The sequence below is a fragment of the Bradyrhizobium sp. AUGA SZCCT0222 genome (assembly GCF_018130205.1).
Taxonomy (GTDB): domain Bacteria; phylum Pseudomonadota; class Alphaproteobacteria; order Rhizobiales; family Xanthobacteraceae; genus Bradyrhizobium.
On record NZ_JAFCLX010000083.1, the window covers coordinates 1 to 20639 of the forward strand.

General features: G+C 61.1%; 22 protein-coding genes and 1 pseudogene. 10 read left to right on the top strand and 13 right to left on the bottom strand.

The features are described 5' to 3' along the window. Positions 1-698: 698 nt before the first annotated feature. Both JQ629_RS36065 and JQ629_RS36070 read left to right on the top strand, forming a co-directional pair. Positions 699-869 (top strand): annotated as a pseudogene (locus JQ629_RS36065) (MarR family transcriptional regulator); the annotation flags it as partial. A 1042-nt stretch (positions 870-1911) separates the two neighbouring features. Beyond that, complete coding sequence (locus tag JQ629_RS36070) at positions 1912-2547, top strand: MarR family winged helix-turn-helix transcriptional regulator (RefSeq protein WP_212416668.1); 636 nt, start codon at positions 1912-1914, stop codon at positions 2545-2547. On the opposite strand, the gene JQ629_RS36075 is transcribed toward JQ629_RS36070, so the two are convergent. After that, positions 2544-2882, bottom strand: coding sequence for a MarR family winged helix-turn-helix transcriptional regulator (locus JQ629_RS36075; protein ID WP_212416669.1), 339 nt, complete (start codon positions 2880-2882; stop codon positions 2544-2546). The two genes, JQ629_RS36070 and JQ629_RS36075, sit on opposite strands and share 4 nt — an antisense overlap. 1379 nt (positions 2883-4261) lie before the next feature. Between JQ629_RS36075 and JQ629_RS36080 the strand changes: the two genes are divergently transcribed. The 4 genes from JQ629_RS36080 (at position 4262) to JQ629_RS36095 (ending at position 7830) form a co-directional block, all read left to right on the top strand. Further along, positions 4262-4597: a hypothetical protein gene (locus tag JQ629_RS36080; protein ID WP_212416670.1), complete on the top strand. Its 336-nt coding sequence runs from the start codon at positions 4262-4264 to the stop codon at positions 4595-4597. Positions 4598-5133: 536 nt separating this feature from the next. Next, positions 5134-5418, top strand: a complete 285-nt coding sequence (locus tag JQ629_RS36085; RefSeq protein ID WP_212416671.1) for a hypothetical protein — start codon at positions 5134-5136, stop codon at positions 5416-5418. A 529-nt stretch (positions 5419-5947) separates the two neighbouring features. Further along, positions 5948-6118, top strand: a complete 171-nt coding sequence (locus tag JQ629_RS36090) for a hypothetical protein (protein WP_212263491.1) — start codon at positions 5948-5950, stop codon at positions 6116-6118. A 227-nt stretch (positions 6119-6345) separates the two neighbouring features. Continuing rightward, positions 6346-7830 (top strand): outer membrane protein, encoded by a 1485-nt coding sequence (locus tag JQ629_RS36095; protein ID WP_212416672.1) that lies wholly within the window; start codon positions 6346-6348, stop codon positions 7828-7830. Between the two features lie 159 nt (positions 7831-7989). Here the strand turns inward: JQ629_RS36095 and JQ629_RS36100 are convergent, their stop codons facing one another. The 9 genes from JQ629_RS36100 to JQ629_RS36140 form a co-directional block, all read right to left on the bottom strand. Further along, positions 7990-8244, bottom strand: a complete 255-nt coding sequence (locus tag JQ629_RS36100) for a hypothetical protein (RefSeq protein WP_212391356.1) — start codon at positions 8242-8244, stop codon at positions 7990-7992. A gap of 55 nt (positions 8245-8299) precedes the next feature. Next, positions 8300-8509: a hypothetical protein gene (locus JQ629_RS36105; protein WP_212416673.1), complete on the bottom strand. Its 210-nt coding sequence runs from the start codon at positions 8507-8509 to the stop codon at positions 8300-8302. 140 nt (positions 8510-8649) lie between these two features. Further along, a complete protein-coding gene (locus tag JQ629_RS36110) occupies positions 8650-9156 on the bottom strand; it encodes a YciE/YciF ferroxidase family protein (RefSeq protein ID WP_212416674.1) in 507 nt (168 codons plus the stop codon). 601 nt (positions 9157-9757) lie between these two features. Then, a complete protein-coding gene (locus tag JQ629_RS36115) occupies positions 9758-10021 on the bottom strand; it encodes a hypothetical protein (RefSeq protein WP_212416684.1) in 264 nt (87 codons plus the stop codon). Positions 10022-10096: 75 nt separating this feature from the next. Beyond that, on the bottom strand, positions 10097-10309 hold the full coding sequence (locus tag JQ629_RS36120) for a hypothetical protein (RefSeq protein ID WP_249133142.1): 213 nt from the start codon (positions 10307-10309) through the stop codon (positions 10097-10099). A 106-nt stretch (positions 10310-10415) separates the two neighbouring features. Next, positions 10416-10646 (bottom strand): hypothetical protein, encoded by a 231-nt coding sequence (locus JQ629_RS36125; RefSeq protein ID WP_212416675.1) that lies wholly within the window; start codon positions 10644-10646, stop codon positions 10416-10418. A 160-nt stretch (positions 10647-10806) separates the two neighbouring features. After that, the gene (locus JQ629_RS36130) at positions 10807-11049 is read right to left on the bottom strand and encodes a hypothetical protein (RefSeq protein WP_212416676.1); all 243 of its coding nucleotides are present in this window, start codon (positions 11047-11049) and stop codon (positions 10807-10809) included. Between the two features lie 255 nt (positions 11050-11304). Beyond that, positions 11305-11445 (bottom strand): hypothetical protein, encoded by a 141-nt coding sequence (locus JQ629_RS36135; protein ID WP_212263486.1) that lies wholly within the window; start codon positions 11443-11445, stop codon positions 11305-11307. Positions 11446-11661: 216 nt separating this feature from the next. Next, positions 11662-11841 carry a hypothetical protein gene (locus JQ629_RS36140; protein ID WP_212263485.1) on the bottom strand — a complete coding sequence of 60 codons (180 nt, stop codon included), beginning with the start codon at positions 11839-11841 and terminating at the stop codon, positions 11662-11664. Positions 11842-12031: 190 nt separating this feature from the next. Between JQ629_RS36140 and JQ629_RS36145 the strand changes: the two genes are divergently transcribed. Then, positions 12032-13075: an HWE histidine kinase domain-containing protein gene (locus JQ629_RS36145; protein ID WP_212416677.1), complete on the top strand. Its 1044-nt coding sequence runs from the start codon at positions 12032-12034 to the stop codon at positions 13073-13075. Positions 13076-13186: 111 nt separating this feature from the next. Here JQ629_RS36145 and JQ629_RS36150 read toward each other — a convergent pair whose 3' ends face one another. The 3 genes from JQ629_RS36150 to JQ629_RS36160 form a co-directional block, all read right to left on the bottom strand. After that, entirely contained in the window at positions 13187-14536 is a 1350-nt protein-coding gene (locus JQ629_RS36150) for a M20/M25/M40 family metallo-hydrolase (protein ID WP_212416678.1), read from the bottom strand. Positions 14537-14558: 22 nt separating this feature from the next. Then, a complete protein-coding gene (locus tag JQ629_RS36155; RefSeq protein WP_212416679.1) occupies positions 14559-15074 on the bottom strand; it encodes a hypothetical protein in 516 nt (171 codons plus the stop codon). A 105-nt stretch (positions 15075-15179) separates the two neighbouring features. After that, positions 15180-16724, bottom strand: a complete 1545-nt coding sequence (locus tag JQ629_RS36160; RefSeq protein ID WP_212416680.1) for an acetolactate synthase large subunit — start codon at positions 16722-16724, stop codon at positions 15180-15182. Between the two features lie 221 nt (positions 16725-16945). Here JQ629_RS36160 and JQ629_RS36165 point away from each other — a divergent pair, with 221 nt between their 5' ends. The 3 genes from JQ629_RS36165 (at position 16946) to JQ629_RS36175 (ending at position 20465) form a co-directional block, all read left to right on the top strand. Beyond that, positions 16946-17530: a L,D-transpeptidase gene (locus JQ629_RS36165; protein ID WP_212416681.1), complete on the top strand. Its 585-nt coding sequence runs from the start codon at positions 16946-16948 to the stop codon at positions 17528-17530. A 164-nt stretch (positions 17531-17694) separates the two neighbouring features. Then, the gene (locus JQ629_RS36170) at positions 17695-18474 is read left to right on the top strand and encodes a DUF2927 domain-containing protein (protein ID WP_249135525.1); all 780 of its coding nucleotides are present in this window, start codon (positions 17695-17697) and stop codon (positions 18472-18474) included. Between the two features lie 206 nt (positions 18475-18680). Continuing rightward, positions 18681-20465: an adenylate/guanylate cyclase domain-containing protein gene (locus JQ629_RS36175; RefSeq protein WP_249135526.1), complete on the top strand. Its 1785-nt coding sequence runs from the start codon at positions 18681-18683 to the stop codon at positions 20463-20465. The last annotated feature ends 174 nt before the right edge of the window (positions 20466-20639 follow it).

The following is a 20639-nucleotide window of genomic DNA, read 5'->3' on the forward strand; positions in this document are numbered from 1 at the left end:
CATCCGACATTCCCTGCGCAATGGCTTTACGGCTTATGACGCGCTCTCCCCGGCGAGACGGCCTCTATTGCCACCGTCGCCCCTCGGAAGCGTTAGCTCCCGAAAGGCTTGACGCCGTTACGGGCGCCAGGACCACACGCTTTCGCCGTACGCCTTTGCCGCGACCGTCAATCGCAACATCAGCGTCCACCGCATCCCCGCCCCTCGTCATGACGACGGCCGACGCCCCTCTGAGTGGGACGGGATGAGTGAGAATGTGCAGGTGATTTGGGGTGGAAGGGAAGTGAAATATTTTTGATTTTCGGAAATTTTGGACTTGACACGACTTCCGTAAATCGGAAGTGATTTTGCCCTGGCTTCCGCCTTCGCTCATTGAGCTACGGCGCCGACGCGGCCAAACGCTGCGACCGGGTTGATCGGCGCCGGCCGCCCTTAACGTAGCGTCGCGGCCGGCGAAGCGCCCCGCGCATTCGATTGAAATTATCCGAGAATTCTAGCGGCGCCCTTTACTCGAACTTTGGTCGCGCCCCCTAGTTCCACCCGCAGGAAGTTCCATCTCCAGAACGGAGAAGCGCCTTCCTCCAGCGGTCACCCGTCCTGCCCAGTGCCAACGGATCACGCGAGCGCTTCGGTCCCATCGCCCCGATTGCGCCGCGAGAGGCTCAATTGAATAAAGCTTTATCCGACCTGGAATGGAAATGAACCCAGCACGCGAGTCGATTGAACTATTGGGCCAGCTGTCGCGGATTCTGTGGTTCGAAGGTGCCAAGCACGGACTGCGCGATCGCGAATGGATGGCGCTGCGTTTTCTCTCCCGCGCCAACCGGTTCTCCAGGACGCCCTCGGCGCTGGCGAGTTACGCCGGCACGATCGGCATTGCCAGGCAACTCGCCGCCGCGCATCCGGCGGTGCGGGACGATGCAGGGAAGGCCGGGTGATGGGTTTAAGATGGCTGACGAAGCTGAGTCGCCCCGATGGCCAAGACCTCCCTTTCGTTGTCCTATGACAATTGCGCCGTGGGACTTCGTTGGCTGGTATGCCCAAATGACGACCACACCGATTCGTGATGCCGGTTCGGATATAACGATCGCCCTGGCAAAGCTCCATCCGAAGCTTCGACACTTGTTTCCATTCCCTCCATCGGCACGGTCCCGGGAGTAGCCGCAAGCCGCACCGTCGTAACGGCCGCCGCTGCAATGAGCCGGACCTTTCTTAGAAGCGCCAGCACGGGCAGAAACAGCAAACGGAACGCTTTGGCGAGAGCCGCGCAATGCAGCCAGAGCATGCAATGCTACAAATTGCTCGCATCCTGCAAGATCAATTCCGCACGTCGCCAACTGCGGTGGTACACGTCCTCTGTCATGCACAAGCCCTGATCACGCTGCATCAACGACAGGCAATGCCATGCGTGCACTAGAACTGTCACATACTTCCGTTAGTCGCTCGATCCAACGAGGGCCGCGTACACAGTAATGTCTCCAGAAAGGGAAGATTGATTTGAACGCTGTGAACGATTCTTGCGACCAACTCCCGCTGAGAGCGTCTCTACTTGCTTTTCTTGGAAAGCTAATTCATCGTTCGGCGGAACATAAAAAACGTTTGCTTGAGACTTGAACTTAGGGGCTTTGGTTGAAGAGTTCCGATCCATCGTCCGGCGGCGCTGCGAGCAGCGGCTCCCGTTCGACCACGCCGCGATTGGCGGGCCATCGGCGGCGTAGCCTTCGGCGCCGGATTCCGCGGCGCCCTGCAAGCCAGGTCGGTTACGAATTGACGCGTGCCTTTGAGCGAGCGCCAGGCACGACGTACCCGCGAAACATCGCCGGCTGTCCAGCCTATCTCGAAGAACCCGCGAACCATGGCCCGTCGCGGCGTCCGGACGCCGTAGGCCCGACTCCTGGGGCAAGGTAGATCATGCCGTTGACGCGCGAAGCAGTCGAGCTGCTGGTTCAGGCGGCGAGAGCCTTGTATTTCGAGGGCAATCAACACGGACTGCGCGATCGCGAATGGATGGCGCTGCGGTTCCTGGGGCGAGCCAACCGGTTCTCGCGGACTCCAACCGCGCTGGCAGGGTTCATCGGCGCGACCAAAGCCACCGCATCGCAGATCGTGAAGACGCTCGAGAAAAAGTCCTATCTGTCCAGAAAGCCGTCTCACGAAGACAAGCGTTCGGTCGTGCTCTGCGTCACCGCCCAGGGTGAAAAATGTCTGAGCCAGCACGATCCGATCAATCACGTGTTGAACGCAGTTGCTTCGCTCGGGACTGAGGAATGCATCAAGCTGCGCGACTCCCTCTCGAGGGTCCTCAATCACCTGGACGCGACGCATCAACGTCTCAATGCCAGCATCTGCCGAGACTGCATGTTTCTCGCCGATCGCGGCCCGGCGACCGGCAAGGGGCGCGCGACTGCGGAATTCATATGCCGGCTCTATCGAGCGCCCATCGCGCTTGAAGAAACTGAACTTCTGTGCACCAGCTTCGAACGCACCGGCGACCGCCCGAAAATAAACGAGCAGACCGACCGCGAACGAGTTGCGGGCCAAGTCTAACGCCTGTCACTCGGTGTCCCGCCGCCTCGCGCGCGCCCTAAAAATTTCCTGCCTTGCTGCGTCAGACTCAACGTTATGGAGCGCCTGTCGCGGTCGGTTCGCGTCTTCTCCAAAAATCCCTTTCGCTCCAGTTGATTGACAATGCATGTTGCGGTCTCTCCCGTTGTTCCGACGTGGCTGACCAGCGTCGAAGGCGTTCTGGAAAATTTGTTGGCGCGAGCAAGAAAGCGCAGCGCCGTCCATTCACGATCACGAAGTCCGTGCTTCGTCTCCTCGAATGAGAAAACCTGCGCAATCTGCTCCAATAGTTCAATCGATTCACGCGCCGGGCTCATTCGACTTCCGCAGCTTCATGGTTGGCGAGACCTCTCACAACGGGATCGGCCGGGTGAGGTTGCTTCCGGGTCACGCAAAATCGCGATTGCTCCAGGAGCTACCGATGAACTTCCCGCTCCGTATGCTGGTCTTACCCTCCGTGCGTCCACCATCGTCCTGACCGGACGAGTTCAGTTTCAGATAGCCAGGTATTCCGTCACCGATCCGTCATTGCGAGGAGCCAACGGGTCGCGCGAATGCGCGCCCGATGACAGGCTCCGCGACGAAGCAATCCATTCTTTCGCCGCGAGATGGATTGCTTCGCTTCGCTCGCAATGACATCCACACACACACCTCCGCGATCACGCGGCGCGAAGCGCCCGAGTTGTGAAGATCGTTTCGCCCTCATCAAACAGAGGGCGCAGGGAATGCCGGATGCGCGCTGCACCCGCGGTCTCGTGTGCGATTGTGCAACAAGATGGTGCACACGAGCATACAGGGCAGCGGAGAGCATCCGACATTCCCTGCGCAATGGCTTTACGGCTTATAACGCGCTCTCCCCGGTGAGACGGTCTCTATTGCCACCGTCGTCCCTCGGAAGCGTTAGCTCCCGAAAGACTTGACGCCGTTACGGGCGCCAGGACCACACGCTTTCGCCGTACGCTTCAGCCGCGACCGTCAATCGCAACCTCAGCGTCCACCGCGACCCGCCCCTCGTTGTGACGATGGCCAACGCCCCTCTGATTGGGACGGGATGGCCAATGATATGTCACTGATTTGCCATTCTGGTAAAGCGAAATATTTTTTATTTTGGGTCTTGACCGCGATTTCTTTAAATCGGAACTGATTTGCCCGTCGGGTCAGTTTGTCGCACAAAGGAGCAGACCGATCAGCTCGCAGACTGCATTTGCCGAGGCAGATTCGGAAGCGTCACGGCTTTCGCGTTTTCCGACAGCTCATCGGCAATCGCTTTGGTTGCCTGCGGTAGCCGTCGCGTATCGGAGTACTCCGGAAGAGTGACTGCAGCTCGCTGACGAGCCGGGCTATGATGGCGATAAGTAGGATCGCGACTTAGGATGGAAGACAAAGTTTACTTCGCGCTGGTCGGCGTAGCCGGGCCGATCGGATCGTTTGTCACTGCAGCCTTCATGCCGTTGAGTGGGCGATAGGCAGTTTCTGACCGCCTGTTCTCTCACCTATCTGCCTGACGGATCCGGCCGAATACGGTGCAGGTCTGCAGGGTCTTGGCTATTGATGCCACGAAAAGTGCGGCGGTTGGCAAGAGCGGATGTACCTCTAGCCGATGCCTGGGCCCCGGAGCGATCCGGGGCCCTTTCGCCGTCCTGAAGCAATCACTCTGCGCTGTTGGGTTGCGGGTATCGTTGCGTGGAGTTGCTTGATGAGTAAGTCCATTTGGACGCCATGGATCGTTCCAAACGAGCACAATCGAGAAGTCTACCTGGTGGTCGATGACTTTGGCACCCTCGGCCGGGCATGGCGGGGAAGCGGTGTCGGCGATACCGGCCTGGAAACGGTGGTGCGCGATCTGCTGGAGGGGCAATACTGCAACCCCGTCCGCGTTGCGGGTTTTAATGTCGCCGAAGGATGGTGCAGAGACGTTTCAGAAGAGGTCGCCCACGAGCTGCAGAAACGTTGCTCGGATCAGATGCGAGAGCTGCCGAGCTTCCTGCAGGAGTTCGTCCGCCGGCATGCCGGAAAAGCGGCGGCCGGATAGCGCCTGCCTGGCAGCACATTGCCGACCAAACGAGTCCTAATCTTCCCACGTGCGCTGGCCGCACCGGCATTCAAACATGTGGACGATGCAGCCGGTGCGAGGATTCACTATCGTTCGAATCAGGGCCAACCGCTTCCCGCATGTGCTGCAGATCTTGTTGGTGTGGCTTTCCAAAACAGCCACCTCCTCACCGCGGATTAATTCCATAACCGCCTCCATGCCGAGTCTGTTTTGAGGGGTCAGACCTTAAGTCAGGTCCCCGACATAGTACGAGGGGGCGCGAACTATTCAAATGAATTCGCTGCTGCGACCCCGTCCAAAAGGGTCAGCCTGCAAGACCTACCACTCCGCGCTATTCGACTGAACGCAGGGTCGCGCGAAGAGACGGAAACCAGGCACAGCTTCATCTGGATCGGGAAAACGCAGCAACTGACCGCAATGAATTGTCGGCTAGCAGGCAGACAACCAAACCAGAAACGATTTCAATCGGCCCTCGCCTGAAGGCTGTGCAAGCGCTCGATTGAACAGGTGGAAGGATGGCTCAGCAAATCAACAGATTGGTTGTCGGCACTCGTTTCAAGGTGAATCAACTCGGATCAGCCCGGTGCCCGGCTCTGGCCGGCAAGACCGGGACCGTTACCGGAATGAGCTACCGCAACACAGGCGTTGCCGTGCTGTTCGATGGCACCAAGAGACCAACTTACCTGCACAGGGATTTTATCAGCTCCATCTCCGATCGTTCGTTGACGACAGACGAGGCGGGTTACGCAAACGCTAACCCGCACCACGAGCTCAAGCGAAGCAACCGGCTGCATGCATAGCGAACCATCTCGCCGCTGGCTTCTGCGAGCACGGAATCTCGCTCGCAGTGTGCCCCGACGGGTCAAATTTGTCCCACCGAGAAGAAGACCGCTCAGCGCGCGGACCGGTTGCCGACGTATTGCGCACCGGACGATTGCCGACGCTGCCAATCCTGTCCCGCAGGTTATGGATTTTTCTGCCCAGCGTGGATTGATCGTGCGGGAGGTCGCTCGCGAATTGGTCGACCTAACTCGCATCTCTCCACATATCTGGCGTGCACTGCCATATTGATCGGGAAGAAGCGGTAAGTTGCCGATACCTCGCGTTGCTTCTTCGCAGACAGGCACGGAACCAAATCTGACCACTGCGGTTTGATCGGCTGATCATGTCGTCTAAACGCCACCAGGGATCAGCCCAAGGCGTTGCCGGAATTCAAATACTGATTTGAATGGCCCGGCTTGGTCGTCGAGCCGTTTTCAGGAAGCTTCATCTTCGATTGGAATTCTTCAGGCGTCACGAAAAGCGCGCCGCCAATGGAGGGGGCAAATCATGGTTGACCAACATCAGGTTAACTCGATCATCGCGGACGCAATTTGCGAATGCTTCAAGGAGCATCCCGAGCGAAGCATTGGCTTTGAGGAAGCCAAACAAATGGCAAAATGCGTCGTCGAGGCCCTGGCTGACGCCCGGCTGGAGATCCGCGTGCGTGAACAGGATTGAATGTTTGCAAGGTGCCCGGGCTTCCAGCTTTGCCGTCGATGACGGTGGATTACATATCCTGCGCGCTGATCGGCGCCTGTCGCCCTGCGGCACTCCAGACCACCAATCCCTCCCCTCTTTTTCCCGGTGCGCTGTGGCAGGTCGGTAACAGGGTAGGTTCCCAAATCGTGTACAATCGTTCCCGCTGAGGTAGCATTTTTTTATTCAGGAATTCGGGGCGCGTTGAAATGACCAGGCAGACATCCCTTTGGCTGAGCGCGGCTGCGCTTGGCGCGCTGCTTCCGACCGCGTCACGCGCGGCCGATTTGCCGGTCAAGGCCGTGCCTGCGCCCGTCGTCGCCGTCTACAACTGGACCGGCTTCTATATCGGCGGCCATGTCGGCTACGGCCAGGGCATGAAGGACTGGCTCAACTCGAGCTTCGACTATGAGGTCAAAGGTTTTCTCGGCGGCGGCCAGATCGGCTTCAACCAGCAGGTCGGCAATGTGGTGTTCGGCATCGAGGGCGATGCGTCGTGGACCGATATCAAGCGCACCCAGGCGCTCACTCTTGGTGGCCCGCTTATCGGCTTCACGCAGACGGGTACCGGCAGCACCAGGATCGATGGTTTGGCGACGTTGACGGGCAGGGTTGGCCTCGCCCAGGACCGCTGGCTGGTTTACGTCAAGGGCGGCGCTGCCTGGGTTCACGAGAAGCACAATTTCGACACGACGCTTACCAATGGGGTAATCACCCAAACCGCAACCGCCGCCGGCAGCGAAGATCGCCTCGGCCTGGTGGTCGGCATCGGAAGCGAATGGGCGTTCTGGGGCAACTGGTCCTTCAAGAGCGAGTACAACTACATCCATCTCGGCAACAGGGACGTGCGGCTGACGGGCACCACAACGACCGGAGCCGTTACGACGCCGATCACCCTCGATGTGGATCTCAAGCAATCGCTCCACCTCGCCAAGTTCGGGGTGAACTACCGCTTCGGTCCCGACGCTCCGCCGGCCATTGCGGCGGCGCGCCCGGCGCCGGGGCACAACTGGACCGGCGCCTGGGTCGGCGCACAGGCCGGTTACGGCTGGGGCGGCATGCGTTGGCCGGACTTCTTCCCGAACGATACGTTCAACACCAAGGGCTGGCTCGGCGGCCTGAGCACCGGCGCCAACGTGCAGGCCGGGGTGTTCGTGGTCGGCGCCGAAAGCGAATGGCTGTACACCGACGTCAAGGGCGGCAGACGGGACGTCCAGAACCTTGGTTTCGGGTTCACGCAAACCAGCGATCTGGCGAGCAAGGTCGATTGGCTCTGGCTGAACAGTGTGCGCGTTGGCTTCGTGGCTGCCGATAAATGGCTGGTTTACGCCAAGGGTGGCGTCGCGTTCGCGCACGAGAAGCACAACCTGGCTATCTCGCAGGTTATCCCCGGCGTGGGCAGCCAGTCGATTGATTCCAACGGACGTGCGCTGCATACCGGCTATCTGGCCGGCGTCGGCGTCGAGTACGCCTTCCTTGGCAACTGGTCGGCCAAGTTCGAGTACAATTATCTCAATTTCGATCCCCAGGACGTACAGACCCCGGGCACACAGACGATCAACGCTCCGCCCCAGGTCGGCAGCATCGCAAACGTCCTGCGGCTCAGCAACATCACCCAGGACATGCATCTGGTGAAGTTCGGCATCAACTATCACTTCAACCCGCTTCAGACGTTGGTGACCGCGAAGTATTGATGAACGCGCGGACCAGCCGCGGTCTTTGATGTCAGAATGCCTGGAGGCGAGCGTACCTCGCTTCCTTGTCATCAATGGAGGGCGGACTACACCGGTGTCCGTTATCGGGCCCGCGCTTCGCGCGGCCCCTGCCGGGCTAATCCGCCCGATGGTCTTTCATCACTGAATCGTCTCATGCACGTCGAGAATGGGCACGTCCGGCGTTTTCATGATCTCGGCAATGACATTGTATGAAACGTCAACCGAGCCGGGCTTGTTCGGGTCAATCTTGACGTCTTTCACGTGAAGCGTCGCGCGAACCAGCCGGCCATCGCTCAGGGTTATCTCGGTGACGCCGTGACGAACGCGGGAAACGACAGTTTCCGGGCGATGACCGATGTTGAAGGAAAATGGTTGTGCGTATCCGAACTTCATCGCCTCACCCTCGCATTTCACTTGCAGTCTCGTAACTTGCGCGCTTGCTTCCCGATCAGATTTTCGGCGCCCGGCCTGCCCGGTCGAATACCGGCACCTTCTCGACATCGTCGGGTGCAGCGGCAGACGGCGTATCTTCGGCAGCGTGTCGCAGCGCCTCGGTTTCGGCGTCGAGGCCATCAACGGTTTCATTGGCCTGGCTGCCTGAATCGTGCGGTCGTGCCGGAACCTTGCCGTCGGTCCTGGCTGGATTCTGCTTTGACATTGTCTGTCTCCTTAGAGGTCAAGACACCAATGAACCGGGGCGCGGTCGGTTCCGTTGCGTTTATGTGATCGCAAGTAGCAAACGCAGAAGGGCCCCAGCGTAAGGCTGGAGCCCTTCGTCGATGAGGTCCGCTTGCCTGATTACGCAGCCTGCGCGGTCTCGGCGTGCTGGTTGACCTCGGATATCGCGAGCTGGCTCAGGGCGCTGTCCGTCGCTTTTTCTTCCTTGAGCGTAGCATCGAGGAGCTTCACGGCATCCTTGTAACCCAGTTCATTCGCCCAGGTTCTGAGGGTGCCGTAGCGCGAAATCTCGTAATGCTCGACGGCCTGCGCGGCAGCCAGAAGGCCGGCGTCGAGGGCGGGCATGCCCTTGTACTCGTCCATGACTTCCTTGCCCTCGTCGAGAATTCCCATGATGGCATCGCAGGTCTTGCCCTTCGGGGTCTCTTCGATCGACGCAAACACCTGCTCCAGCCGCTCGACCTGGCCATCGGTCTCGGCCAGATGCTTTTCAAAGGCTGCCTTGAGCTTGGGCGACTGCGCCGCCTTGGCCATCTTCGGCAATGCCGAGAGGATCTTCTTTTCCGCGAAGTAGATGTCCTTTAACGTATCGAGGAACAGGTCCTGCAGTGCTTTCTCTTTCGCCATAACGGCCTCCGGCTGTTGGATTGTGTTGCGGTAGAACCAGCCGTACCGGGAGTTGTTCCTCAACTGCGTCCTGTTGTGACGATTCATTTTTCTCGGCTCATTTTGTTTTTGGCGGCGCTACGCTGTAGCTGAATCACAAAGACGCTCGTTGCACTCGTTGTCGCGATATCGCTTACGACCGGTTTGCCTGGATTGAAGGACGCGGCCACAACCTGCGTCAACGGTCAGAGCGTGATCGGCAAGACCGCTACCGATTGACCCATGAAAAGGGCTCCCTCACTGCTTTTGCTCGGGATGGAGCGTGGTCTTTTCGGCCATCATTTGCTTTATCAAACCGGCTATACCGTCCAGCGTGAGCTGGTCAGTCACATGGGATGATATGCGCTTGTAGTGTTCAATCTTCTCATCGAGTTCGGTGCACTTTTTGCACATCGCTCACCTGCTTTCAGGCGGGAGCACAACACTCTCTGTCGCCGGTAGAGGCCAAAGGGCAGGACGGCGATAACACGGCAACTCCGATCTTTATGCCGCGTTCCCAGTGACCTCTGCCGGATCGAACAGGGTGGATCAAACGGCCACCCGCTGCGATGCTGCTACAGGATTAGCCATAACGAGGCGGCCGCGGCGGAGTAGCCATCGTCTCCGGCTGCGAAGGCGCGACACGTGGCATTCCCGTTTCGATGACCGGTTTGGCGCCCTCCGCCGCGCGATTCTGGCGGGAAGCCAGGATCTGTTCGGCGAGGTATTCCCACCGCTCGGCCTCACCGAGCAACCTCCAGCTATTGTCCGGATCGCACGCGGCCTGTTGACGGCAGAGCAAGGCCGTCGCGCGATACGCTTCAGCGCTCTTGAAACCGCCTTCCATAAAATCCTCCCCAGCTTTCGCGAGGTGCGACCGCCCCCGCGTGAGGAGCAGAACGTTCCAGCCTGAGCCCTGTTCCTATGACGCCAGCGACAGGCCCTGTTCGGCTCGAAAACGCCGGTAGGAGGCGATGGCGGTGTTGGAGAGAAGCACCCGGCGGCGCTCGCCGCGGCGAACCATCGTCTCGATCGTGTCGAGCAGGTGATTTGCCGCGGTGTCGGGATGGCCGAGTTCGCCCGTTGCCTCCAGATAGTCCCAGGCGATCTGGAAGGAATCTTCAATCGTTGTCATCAGCGTCTCGGTCATGCAGGCAAACGCCGCCGAGGGTGACCTGTTCCGTGACCATCTGCCGCTTGAAGTAAGTCGCGCGCGCTGGCGGCTCGGGCGGCGTCGCGCATCAAGGAACGTGATCGTTCCTGCTGCCGCCGATGCGATGCGGCTTGTTCAGGAAGTATCCGCGATTGCCGAGTGCGGCTTCCGCGTACTGGTCGATCGAGACGATGATGGCCTGGACGTGCTGGTAGCACCAGCCTTCGCGGCAGGCCAACATCCGGACTTCGGCGAGCGCCTTGATCCAGGGCGGATTATCCGCGTTGTGGTCGTACCATTTCAGCGGATCTGACGGCATCAAGGCGGCCTCTCTTCATCAAATCTTCCAGCTCCGCCCGCTTGCGCGGAAGCAGGAGGTCAGCCGTCGCGTTGTCGAGCCGGTTTGATCCAGCCGACGAACTGCCGAGCCCAGTTCGGCAAGCTGCCTGCGCAGCTTGTTGACTCTTGATGTCCAGGCCTCATCGCACACGGCGGCCGCGCGCACCTTTCAAGGGCCCCTTGAAAGGCCCCCGGCCGGCGGCGCGGCAATCCGCTTTCAGCCGCTCATCGACATCGAGCAGGCGTTCTTCGCCGCCGAGCCTGTTCCGCTCGCTGATCAGCCCGAGCATCACGACGCGCATGGCCATCAGCTGGATCGAGGCCTCGGCGCAGTCCTCGTCGCGGTTGATGTGTTGGCGGATGGTACTCTCGGCATCGAGCATTTCAGAGCGCAAGAACCTGATTTTCCTTCGGATTTCGTTCAATCTGTTATCCATGGCTCACCTCACCGGGGTTGGAGCCTATAGAGAACAAACAAAGAACAAATATCAAGTTAAGAATGCGGGCGGAGCCAAGAATCTTTGGGGGTCTTCGTGGGTCGGTGTGGGCCGCGCCCGATCGGCTGGTGATCCCTTAACGGGCGCAGGCGCAGGCCTGCGCGTAACCGGCGACTAGCAGTCGCGCGAGCAATCTCGGAATCAGATCCCGAATACCCAGACCGCGACGATAGTGACCAGGGTCGCGAGTCCGCTGATGGTCCATCCGGTTGCGTAGAGGATGTTGTCCTCGCCGGTGCCGCGCATCGCGTCGACATCCGCGGTTGCTGATCGCCAGTGCATGGCGCATCTCCACAGAGCCTGCCCGCCCTGATAACGCCGGTCGAGGTTCCCGGTTCCATCGTTCCGGGACATCGAGCGAGCGATCGCCGCTTTGAAGGTGAGGCCAAAACCGGCGCCCCGAGCGGTTCACAAAAAAGGCCGCCCCCGGGCGGCCTTCTCTGAGTGCTTTGCTCTGAGTGCTTTGCTCTGAGTGCTTTGCGCCGTCGGCAAACACCATCACACCAGCAACAGACGGTCCGTCTTCGCGGGCGTCAGCTCATCCTCGTCTCTGACGATGATGGTGACATCCCAGCCTTCGCTGGCCCACACCCGCGCCTTGGCGAGTGCCATCAGCGAACTCATCCTGTCCATCCTGACGGTCTCGTTTTCCCGTTCCGCCACGATCCTGTACGACATGCAAGTTCCCCTTACGCACGAAATGACTGGCCGAGACATTTCAGTGCGGCTTTGACCGCAATTTGCTGACAATTTGTCCAATTGGCGGCCCGCCGGGCGGCGCCGGACCGCAAAACGCCTTATTTCGCCGAGTCACGCGGAACGTTTGCCTTTGTGACGAATTAGCGTCAGTGCAGGCGGGAGAAGTAGTATGTTGAATTTGTTCAGGCATTCCGAAGCAGCGGATCTCGAAAATATCCTGGCCCGGCACGCCATCAGGAACACCGCCGCTGCCGACGACGCGGAATCGCAAGAGAAGCAGTTCCGCGATCTGCTGCAGGCGCTGCCCGCCGCCATCTACACGACGGATGCCGAAGGCCGGATCACGTTCTTCAACCAGGCCTGCATCGAGTTCGCCGGCCGCACTCCGAAGATCGGCGAGATGTGGTGCGTGACCTGGAAGCTGTTCTGGCCGGACGGCACGCCGCTGCGCCACGAAGACTGTCCGATGGCGATTGCGCTCAAGGAAAACCGCCCGGTGCGGGACGTCGAGGCGATCGCCGAACGGCCCGACGGCTCGCGCATCTGTTTCATGCCCTACCCGACGCCGCTGCGCGACGAGGCCGGCCGGCTGCTCGGCGCCGTCAACATGCTGGTCGACATCACCACCCGCAAACAGGCCGAAGAGCGCATGATGCTGCTGACCGGCGAAGTCGATCATCGCTCGAACAATCTGCTCGCCGTGATCCAGGCCATGCTGCGGCTGACCAAGGCCGACACGGCGGAGGAGTTCCAGGCCGCGTTCCAGGGCAGGCTCCGTGCGCTCGCCAATGTGCAGCGGCTGTTCTCGGTGTCGCGCTGGACCGGCGCCAGCATCCAGACCATCATTCAGGAAGAACTTCGCCCCTATGGCTCGACGCGGGTCAGCATGACCGGGGCCGACGTCCGGCTTCCCGCCTCACTCGCGCAGGCGATCGCGGTGGCCATACACGAACTCGCGACGAACGCCGCCAAATACGGCTCGCTCTCGGGCCCCGCGGGCAAGATCGACATCCACTGGCAGATCGATGAGGCTGACAGCCTTCAGCTGCGCTGGACGGAATCCGGCGGTCCCCAGATCGCCGAGCCGATGCGGAAAGGTTTTGGCGTCGACGCCATCGACGGCATGGTCCGCACCCTCAGCGGCCGGATCACGCGGCAGTGGAAACCCGAAGGACTGGACTGCGAATTGTCGTTCCCGGGCATCGGGGCGTAGCCCACATTGCTCGTCATGCCCGGCCTCGTGCCGGGTATGTTCTTACTGGCTGTGACAAAGAAAGTCGTGGATGGCCGGGTCAAGCCCGGCCATGACGGAAACAGGTTGACCCTACTTCCCCGCCCTCACCACCAGCGCCGGCTTGGTCACGCCGTCCAATCCCGTCAGCATCAGAACCGTCAGCAGCGCGTTTTGCGGGCCGAAATACGCATCGGTCGGCTTGTACCATTCGTTGCGCGAGTGCCAGTTGCCGCCCTCGCCGCCACCGCCGATGGTGACGGCGGGAATGCCGAGCGACATCGCGATGTTGGAGTCGGTCGAGGCGCCGCCAAAGGTTGCGCGCCGCGTGCCGGTCACAGTCGCCACCGCGCGCTGCGTCGCCTGAACGATCGGGGAATCCATCGGCACGATTCCGGCGGGCCGGTCGCCGATCATCTTGGCCTCGACACTAAGCTTGTCGGACTTCCAGCGCGCGTTTTCATCCGCCACCGCCTCCTTGACCAGATCGAGCAGGCGCGCCTCGAGCTTGAGCAGCTCGTCGGTCGAATTCGAGCGCATGTCGACCGCCATCCGCGCTTCGGCCGCGATGGCGTTGACCGAGGTGCCGCCGACAACGGTGCCGACCGTGAAGGTGGTCTTGGGATCGGACGGCGGCTGCAGCTCGGAGATTTTGGCGATCGCGCGGCCCATGGCGTGGATCGCGCTCGGCAGGCCGAATTCCTGGAACGAGTGGCCGCCGGGGCCCCTGAAGATGAACTCGTAGCGATGGCTGCCGGTCGCCTGGTTAACGACGCGGGTGATGCCAAGCCCGTCGATCGAGATGAAGCCGTCGATGTCCTTGTGATCGCGGAACAGCGCCTTGACGCCGCGCAAATTGCCGAGCTCCTCCTCGCCGACGGTGCCGACGAACATGATGTCGCCGACGGTCGCGATCTCGTTGGCGTTCATTGCCTTGATCAGCGACAGCAGCGCAGCCAGCCCGCGGGAATCGTCGCCGATGCCGGGCGCGACAAGGGTGCCGTCCTTTTCCTTCACCGTGACGTCGGTGCCTTCGGGGAATACCGTGTCGAGATGCGCCGACACCACGAGTTTCGGACGGCCGCCGCCCGACCCCTTGCGCAGCGCGATGACGTTGCCTTCGCTGTCGATCGCGGCGTCCTTGAAGCCGAGCTCCTGCATCCGCTTCTGGTAATATTCGGCGCGGATCTTTTCCTTGTAGGGCGGCGCCGGAATTTCGGTGATGTGCTTTTGCTCGTCGAGCGTTCGCGCATCGTCGGCCTTGATGTCCTCAAGCGTCTTGGCGACCTTGGGATTGGCGAGGATGGCTTCCACCGCCGGCGCGGGCGCGGCCTGCCCGAAGGCCTGCGAAGCCACCGTGACGAACGCGATTGTCAGGATCGCGCGTGAGAAACCCGACGCCGAGAACGCCGAGCCGTGTGAAACCAAGCCGTGTGAAACCATGAATAACCTCTCCTCGCAGGTCTCAGCCTGCACTTAAGCCCGTATCCTTGAGCCGTTCGGCGAACCAGATCGACAAAGCCGGGTCGATCACGCCACCGGTATAGACTTCCGACATCGCGACCTGCTTCTTGCCGAGCGTCACAAACACGCCGATCCAGTAGGCGAACCACAGATGCGGATCGGTCATCGCCCGCAGCTTGTGCTGGTCGTGTTCCAGCGGCTGGTGATTGGCGGATTTCCGGACCTCGATCGTGAGCAGATTATTGGGGATCTCGCGCTGATGCACGACGATATCGGGGTAGATCGATTTGCCGAGATGGTCGTCGGTCGAGATGATCGAACCGTGCGGCAGCCGCAGCGTCCGCTCGCCGAGTCTGTCGTAGTCGCAATCGACCTGCCAGCCGGCAAACTGATGTTCAAGATGCACCGCCAGCCGGTGCGTCAGCGGGCGCTCGCCGACGTCCTTTTCGAGCAGGAACGTCTCGTGCGCGTAAAACTCCGATAGCGCCGTGACGACCTTGTTCAGCTCGGTCTGCATGTCGCCTCCGCACTGTCATTCCGGGGCGATGCGAAGCATCGAACCCGGAATCTCGAGATCCCGGGTCTGGTGCTAACGCACCATCCCGGGATGACGGCTACGCCGTCACATCTGCACTTCGATCAACCGCGGCCCCGGCTCGGCGACGGCTTCGGCCAGCGCCTTGACGAAATCGTCGACATTGTCGACGGCGCGGGCCGGCACGCCCATGCCCTTGGAGAGCGCCACGAAGTCGATGGTCGGGCGGTCGATCTTGAGCATGTCGAGCGCCCGCTGTCCCGGCTCGCCGGCGCCGACGCCGTCGAACTCGCCCCGCAGGATCTGGTAGATGCGATTAGCGAACACGATCGTGACGACGTTGAGGCCTTCGCGCGCCTGCGTCCATAGCGATTGCAGCGTATACATCGCGCTGCCGTCGCCGACCATGCAGATCACCTTGCGGTCCGGGCAGGCGATCGCGGCTCCGGTCGCGACCGGCGTCGAATATCCGATCGAGCCGCCCAGATTCTGGATCCAGTCGTGCGGGGCGCCGGCCGCCATCACCGGAAAGAATGCTCGCCCTGTGGTGACGGATTCGTCGACGACGATAGCATTGTCCGGAATAGCCATGGCGATCGCCTGGGCAATCGACGCATGGTTCAGGGCACCGGTCGGCTTGACGAGTTCGACATGGGCCTGCGGCTTCACGTCCGCCGGCCTGGCGCCCAGCGCGGACGCCAGCGCCTCCAGCGCCGCGACCGAATTCTCGCCGCTCGACGTCATGCGATGGACCTCGCACCCCTCGGGCTTCAGCAGGCTGGGCTTGTTCGGATAGGCGAAAAACGCCACGGGATCGTTGGCTTCGACCAGCACGATGTGCCGAAAACCCTTCAGCGCCGCTTGCGCCTGTTCGATCACGTAAGGCACCCGATCGATCGAAAATCGCCCGCGGCCGCGCGCCATTCTCGGACTGGCCAGCGGGCCCATCACCCTGCAGCCGGTCTTGCCGGCGATTTGCGCGGCCAGCGCCAGTCCCTTGTCCGTCACCGCGCTGCCGGTCATCAACAGCAGGGTCTGTTCGCCTCCGCGCAGCACCTTTGCCGCCTTCTCGACGGCCTGCGGGGAGTAGCTCTGACGCTGCGATTCCACCGGGACTTCGGCCACGCCGTCGGCTTCGTTCCACGCGGTGTCGGCCGGCAGGATCAAGGTTGCGATCTGCGGCGGCGCACCGCTCGCCGCGGCGATGGCGGCAGCGCCGTCACGGGCGACCGATTTCGCGTCCGGCGAAGTCCGAACCCAGGACGACATCGGCCGTGCCAGGCCCTCGATGTCGGAGGTCAGCGGCGCATTGTATTCGATGTGGTAGGTGGCATGCTGGCCGACGATGTTGACGATGCCGGAATTGGCCTTCTTGGCGTTGTGCAGATTGGCAAGACCGTTGGCGAGCCCGGGGCCGAGATGCAGCAGCGTCGAGGCCGGGGTGCCCTTCATGCGGAAATAGCCGTCGGCGGCACCCGTCACCACGCCCTCGAACAGGCCCAGCACGCAACGCATGCCCTCGACCCGGTCCAGTGCGGCGACAAAATGCATCTCCGAGGTGCCGGGGTTGGTGAAGCAGACGTCGACGCCGCCTGCGACCAATGTCCGCACCAGACTTTCCGCACCGTTCATGGTCTCGCCCCCGTTCGCGATTGTTCTCAAGACGGCTCAAGATCAATCATTCTTCACCCGTTTCGTCAAAGGTTTAGCCGACAATGCAGCCATCGCCTCCGATGTGTTGCCTTTTTTAACCGCCGCGTCCGAAAATGGCGCGCTCACGGGCTCTTTGCTTGCGAAATCGCGGCAGTTATGGCCTGTCTCGCTGCATATTCTGATTTTTCACGAGGAAGAAAATGACCCGGGTTTTGGCTTTGTTATTTGCGACGTTGACGGTGCTGGCCGGTGTCGGTCACGCGCAAGCCCAGGACTTCGGGGGTTTCGTTGACTCGCGCGACATCCTGGGCGGCGGGCCGAATTTCCGCATGGGCGGATCGAGCTCGATCCGGCGGCAGACCGTGAACTTTGCCGGCAACTATGCCCCGGGCACCATCTACATCAACACCGCTGAGCGGCGGCTCTATCTGGTGCTCGCGGGCGGCCAGGCGCTGCAATACGGCATCGGCGTCGGCCGCGACGGCTTCCGCTGGAGCGGAACCCACCGCATCACGGCGAAGAAGGAATGGCCGAGTTGGACCCCGCCGTCGCAGATGCTGGCGCGGCGGCCCGATCTGCCGCGGCACATGAAAGGCGGCATCGACAATCCGCTCGGCGCCCGCGCGATGTATCTGGGATCGACGCTCTACCGCATCCACGGATCGAACGAGCCCGAGACCATCGGACAGGCGGTATCGTCCGGCTGCTTCCGCATGACCAATGACGATGTGACCGATCTCTATAGCCGCGTCTCGGTCGGCACCACGGTGATCGTGAGGAACTAGCCAGCATCCAGCGTCAGGGAACCGGCGGCGTTTGCCTTGACGCGCGAACAAGACTTGTTGACCTGAACCAGCCTCGCCAGGCGTGAACAAGTCTTGCGCGCACGCGCCGATTGCGGCAGCGTCGAGCCATAATGAGCGCAATTGGCCGGCCTCGATTCCCGCGAATGCTCGCAGCCGCTCTGGCTGCCGTAGCCCTCGGCGAAGTGTTGCTGCCCGCCGCGGCGTTGGCCGGGGATCCCGCCGTCGCCCAGCGTCAGCGCGCCCAGAAGAAGGTATTCACCGACAGCGAGATCATCGAAGGCTTCCTCAAGGTCGCCTTCGGCGCCGAGTATCACCTTGCTGGCCGCGTCGACCGCATCCGGAAATACGAAGCGCCGGTGCGGGTGTTCGCCGACGGCACCCGCGCCGACCGCAAGGCCCAACTCGCGAAGATCGTCGCCGACATCGCGGCACGGGTTCAGCACCTGGATATCGCGATGGCGGCAAACAACGATGATGCCAATGTGCTGGTCAAGCTGGTGCGGGACCGCGACCTCAACCGCACCATCATAACCTTCTACGGCAGCGAACGGGCGCGCGAGATTCGCTCCTCGCTCGACCCGCAATGCCTGAGCGGCTTTCGCAAGAACGAAAAGTTCGAGATCGAGCATTCGGACGTGATCCTCACCGTCGACAATGGCGACTTCGTCTTCTTCGATTGCGCCTATGAGGAATTGCTGCAATCGCTCGGCCCGATCAACGACACCCCGACCGTGCCCTGGACCATGTTCAACGACAATGTGTCGATGGGCTATTTCGGCGTCTACGACCAGTACCTCCTCAACCTGCTGTACGATCCCCGGATCAAGGCCGGCATGACCGTGCAGGACGTCAGGGCGATATTGCCCGACGTGCTCGCCGACGTCCGTGCATGGGTGCGCAAGGTGAATAACCTGACGGAGTGAGGCAGGCTATCGCGATCGCTGCGTTGGCCTCCGTTAACTTCCCTAGCTTCCCGACGCCGCCGTTGCGATGTCCGCTTCGAGGGGAGGAGCGGTGGTCGTGGCCAGACTGTCAAGATGGCGCGAATGACCCAAACCCGACATTGCCCCTAGCCTACGAACAGCTCGCCATGCTTTGATGGAACGGGCAATAGCACTTGGGGGCTCTTTTGGCGAGCGACCGGGTAGAGCGACGGCTGGCGGCGGTGCTTGCGGTGGATATCGCCGGGTATAGCCGTTTGATGGGCATCGACGAGGAAGGCACGCTAGCCCGCTTGAAGGCCACCCGGAAATCGCTCGTCGATCCCGCGATCGCCTCCCATCGTGGACGCATAGTCAAGACCAGCGGTGACGGCATGCTCGTGGAGTTCGCCAGCGCCGTCGATGCCGCCCTTTGCTCGATCGAGGTCCAGCGCGCCATGGCCGCGCAGAACGCCGATGTCCCGCAGGATGCCAGGATCGAATTCCGGATTGGGGTCCATGTCGGCGACATCATCATCGATGAAGGCGATATCTTTGGCGACGGCGTCAACATCGCGGCGCGATTGGAGGGCATTGCCGAGCCGGGCGGCGTTTGCATGTCAGACGACGCCTATCGGCAGGTCCGAGGCAAGGTCGATATTACCTTCGAGGATTGCGGTGTGCAGATCCTGAAGAATATTGCCCAGCCGATGCGGGCATGGCGAACGTTGATTGGCAACGCTTCGGGACCGGCGGCTCCAAACCGGACTTCTTCCGCGCCGGGCCACAAGCTGGCGCTCCCGGAGAAGCCTTCCATCGCAGTACTGCCGTTCCAGAACATGAGTGGCGATCCTGAGCAGGAGTACTTTGCGGATGGCATGGTCGAGGACGTTATCACCGCGCTGTCGCGTTTTACGTCTCTGTTCGTGATCGCACGCAATTCCAGTTTTGCTTACAAGGGAAAGTCTCCGGATATACGGCAGGTGGGGCGCGATCTCGGCGTTCGATATGTCCTTGAAGGGAGCGTACGAAAAGCCGCGAGCAGATTGCGAATTACGGCTCAATTAATCGACGCAGTCAGCGGCGCCCATGTATGGGCCGACCGATTCGAGGGCGCACTGCAGGACATCTTTGCGCTTCAGGATGAGGTGACGGAGAAGGTGGTAGTAGCCATTGCGCCGCGCGTGGAACGGGCTGAGATGGCCCGCGCGAAGCGAAGGCCCGCCGGCAACACCGATGCCTATGATTGCTACCTGAGGGGGCTGGCATGCATTTTCCCCGTGACGGTCGAGAGCAACGAACAGGCACTGAAGCTGTTTACCGAGGCGACAGTTCTCGACCCTGACTACGCATCCGCTTACGGCATGGCAATGTTCTGCCATGCCAATCGAGTTGGATTTGGGGTGGCATATGCTACGCACGAGAAATTTGAAGTGAAGCGCCTTCTGCACGTCGTCATGCAAAAGGGAAATGACGATGGCGTAGCCTTCGGCCAGGCCGGATGGGCTTCGGCATATGTGCTCCGTGATCTCTCATCGGCAAAGCCGTTGATCGATCGGGCCTTGGAGCTGAACCCGAATTTAGCCAGTGCGTGGACCAGCAGCGGCTGGATCAACCTTTGGCTGGGACATCCCCAGGTCGCAATGGCGCACCTTGATCGTGCTGTCCGGCTTGATCCCGGTTCCTATACGTCGACGCTGATGTCAGCGAGAGCGCACGCATGTTTTTTCCTGGACCGGCATGAGGACGCTTTGGCTCAAGCCGAGCAGCAGCTCCACCGCAATCCGGTCGCGCATCCAGCCTTGCGCATCGCAGTCGCCAGCGCTGCATTTGCCGGCCGCCACGACACGGCGCATGAGTTGGCCGAGCGCTTGCGGTCCGTTGATCCCGCATTCAGTGTTTCGCGTCTCGCGGACTATTTGGGGCCTTACCAGCAGGCCGCGATGGTGGAGAAGTACAGGGAAGGGTTGCGTCGCGCGGGACTTCCGGCTTGAACTCGACCGGTCTACCGCCGGTAATGTTGTATTTGGCCGTTACTAGAGCGTTTTCCAGCGAAGTGGACACCGGTTCGCGTCAAGAAAACGCGTCAAGACAAGAATCTAGTGTCCCGAATCTGAAGTTCAGCGGACTCCAAATCGACTCGAAGATGGCGGACTCTCCGCATTTTG

Bases quoted from the DNA above. Each gene is read 5' to 3' on its own strand.
- JQ629_RS36070 (WP_212416668.1), top strand. From the start codon at position 1,912: ATGCCGTTGACGCGCGAAGCAGTCGAGCTGCTGGTTCAGGCGGCGAGA.
- JQ629_RS36075 (WP_212416669.1), bottom strand. From the start codon at position 2,882: ATGAGCCCGGCGCGTGAATCGATTGAACTATTGGAGCAGATTGCGCAG.
- JQ629_RS36080 (WP_212416670.1), top strand. From the start codon at position 4,262: ATGAGTAAGTCCATTTGGACGCCATGGATCGTTCCAAACGAGCACAAT.
- JQ629_RS36085 (WP_212416671.1), top strand. From the start codon at position 5,134: ATGGCTCAGCAAATCAACAGATTGGTTGTCGGCACTCGTTTCAAGGTG.
- JQ629_RS36090 (WP_212263491.1), top strand. From the start codon at position 5,948: ATGGTTGACCAACATCAGGTTAACTCGATCATCGCGGACGCAATTTGC.
- JQ629_RS36095 (WP_212416672.1), top strand. From the start codon at position 6,346: ATGACCAGGCAGACATCCCTTTGGCTGAGCGCGGCTGCGCTTGGCGCG.
- JQ629_RS36100 (WP_212391356.1), bottom strand. From the start codon at position 8,244: ATGAAGTTCGGATACGCACAACCATTTTCCTTCAACATCGGTCATCGC.
- JQ629_RS36105 (WP_212416673.1), bottom strand. From the start codon at position 8,509: ATGTCAAAGCAGAATCCAGCCAGGACCGACGGCAAGGTTCCGGCACGA.
- JQ629_RS36110 (WP_212416674.1), bottom strand. From the start codon at position 9,156: ATGGCGAAAGAGAAAGCACTGCAGGACCTGTTCCTCGATACGTTAAAG.
- JQ629_RS36115 (WP_212416684.1), bottom strand. From the start codon at position 10,021: ATGGAAGGCGGTTTCAAGAGCGCTGAAGCGTATCGCGCGACGGCCTTG.
- JQ629_RS36120 (WP_249133142.1), bottom strand. From the start codon at position 10,309: ATGACAACGATTGAAGATTCCTTCCAGATCGCCTGGGACTATCTGGAG.
- JQ629_RS36125 (WP_212416675.1), bottom strand. From the start codon at position 10,646: ATGCCGTCAGATCCGCTGAAATGGTACGACCACAACGCGGATAATCCG.
- JQ629_RS36130 (WP_212416676.1), bottom strand. From the start codon at position 11,049: ATGCTCGATGCCGAGAGTACCATCCGCCAACACATCAACCGCGACGAG.
- JQ629_RS36135 (WP_212263486.1), bottom strand. From the start codon at position 11,445: ATGCACTGGCGATCAGCAACCGCGGATGTCGACGCGATGCGCGGCACC.
- JQ629_RS36140 (WP_212263485.1), bottom strand. From the start codon at position 11,841: ATGTCGTACAGGATCGTGGCGGAACGGGAAAACGAGACCGTCAGGATG.
- JQ629_RS36145 (WP_212416677.1), top strand. From the start codon at position 12,032: ATGTTGAATTTGTTCAGGCATTCCGAAGCAGCGGATCTCGAAAATATC.
- JQ629_RS36150 (WP_212416678.1), bottom strand. From the start codon at position 14,536: ATGGTTTCACACGGCTTGGTTTCACACGGCTCGGCGTTCTCGGCGTCG.
- JQ629_RS36155 (WP_212416679.1), bottom strand. From the start codon at position 15,074: ATGCAGACCGAGCTGAACAAGGTCGTCACGGCGCTATCGGAGTTTTAC.
- JQ629_RS36160 (WP_212416680.1), bottom strand. From the start codon at position 16,724: ATGAACGGTGCGGAAAGTCTGGTGCGGACATTGGTCGCAGGCGGCGTC.
- JQ629_RS36165 (WP_212416681.1), top strand. From the start codon at position 16,946: ATGACCCGGGTTTTGGCTTTGTTATTTGCGACGTTGACGGTGCTGGCC.
- JQ629_RS36170 (WP_249135525.1), top strand. From the start codon at position 17,695: ATGCTCGCAGCCGCTCTGGCTGCCGTAGCCCTCGGCGAAGTGTTGCTG.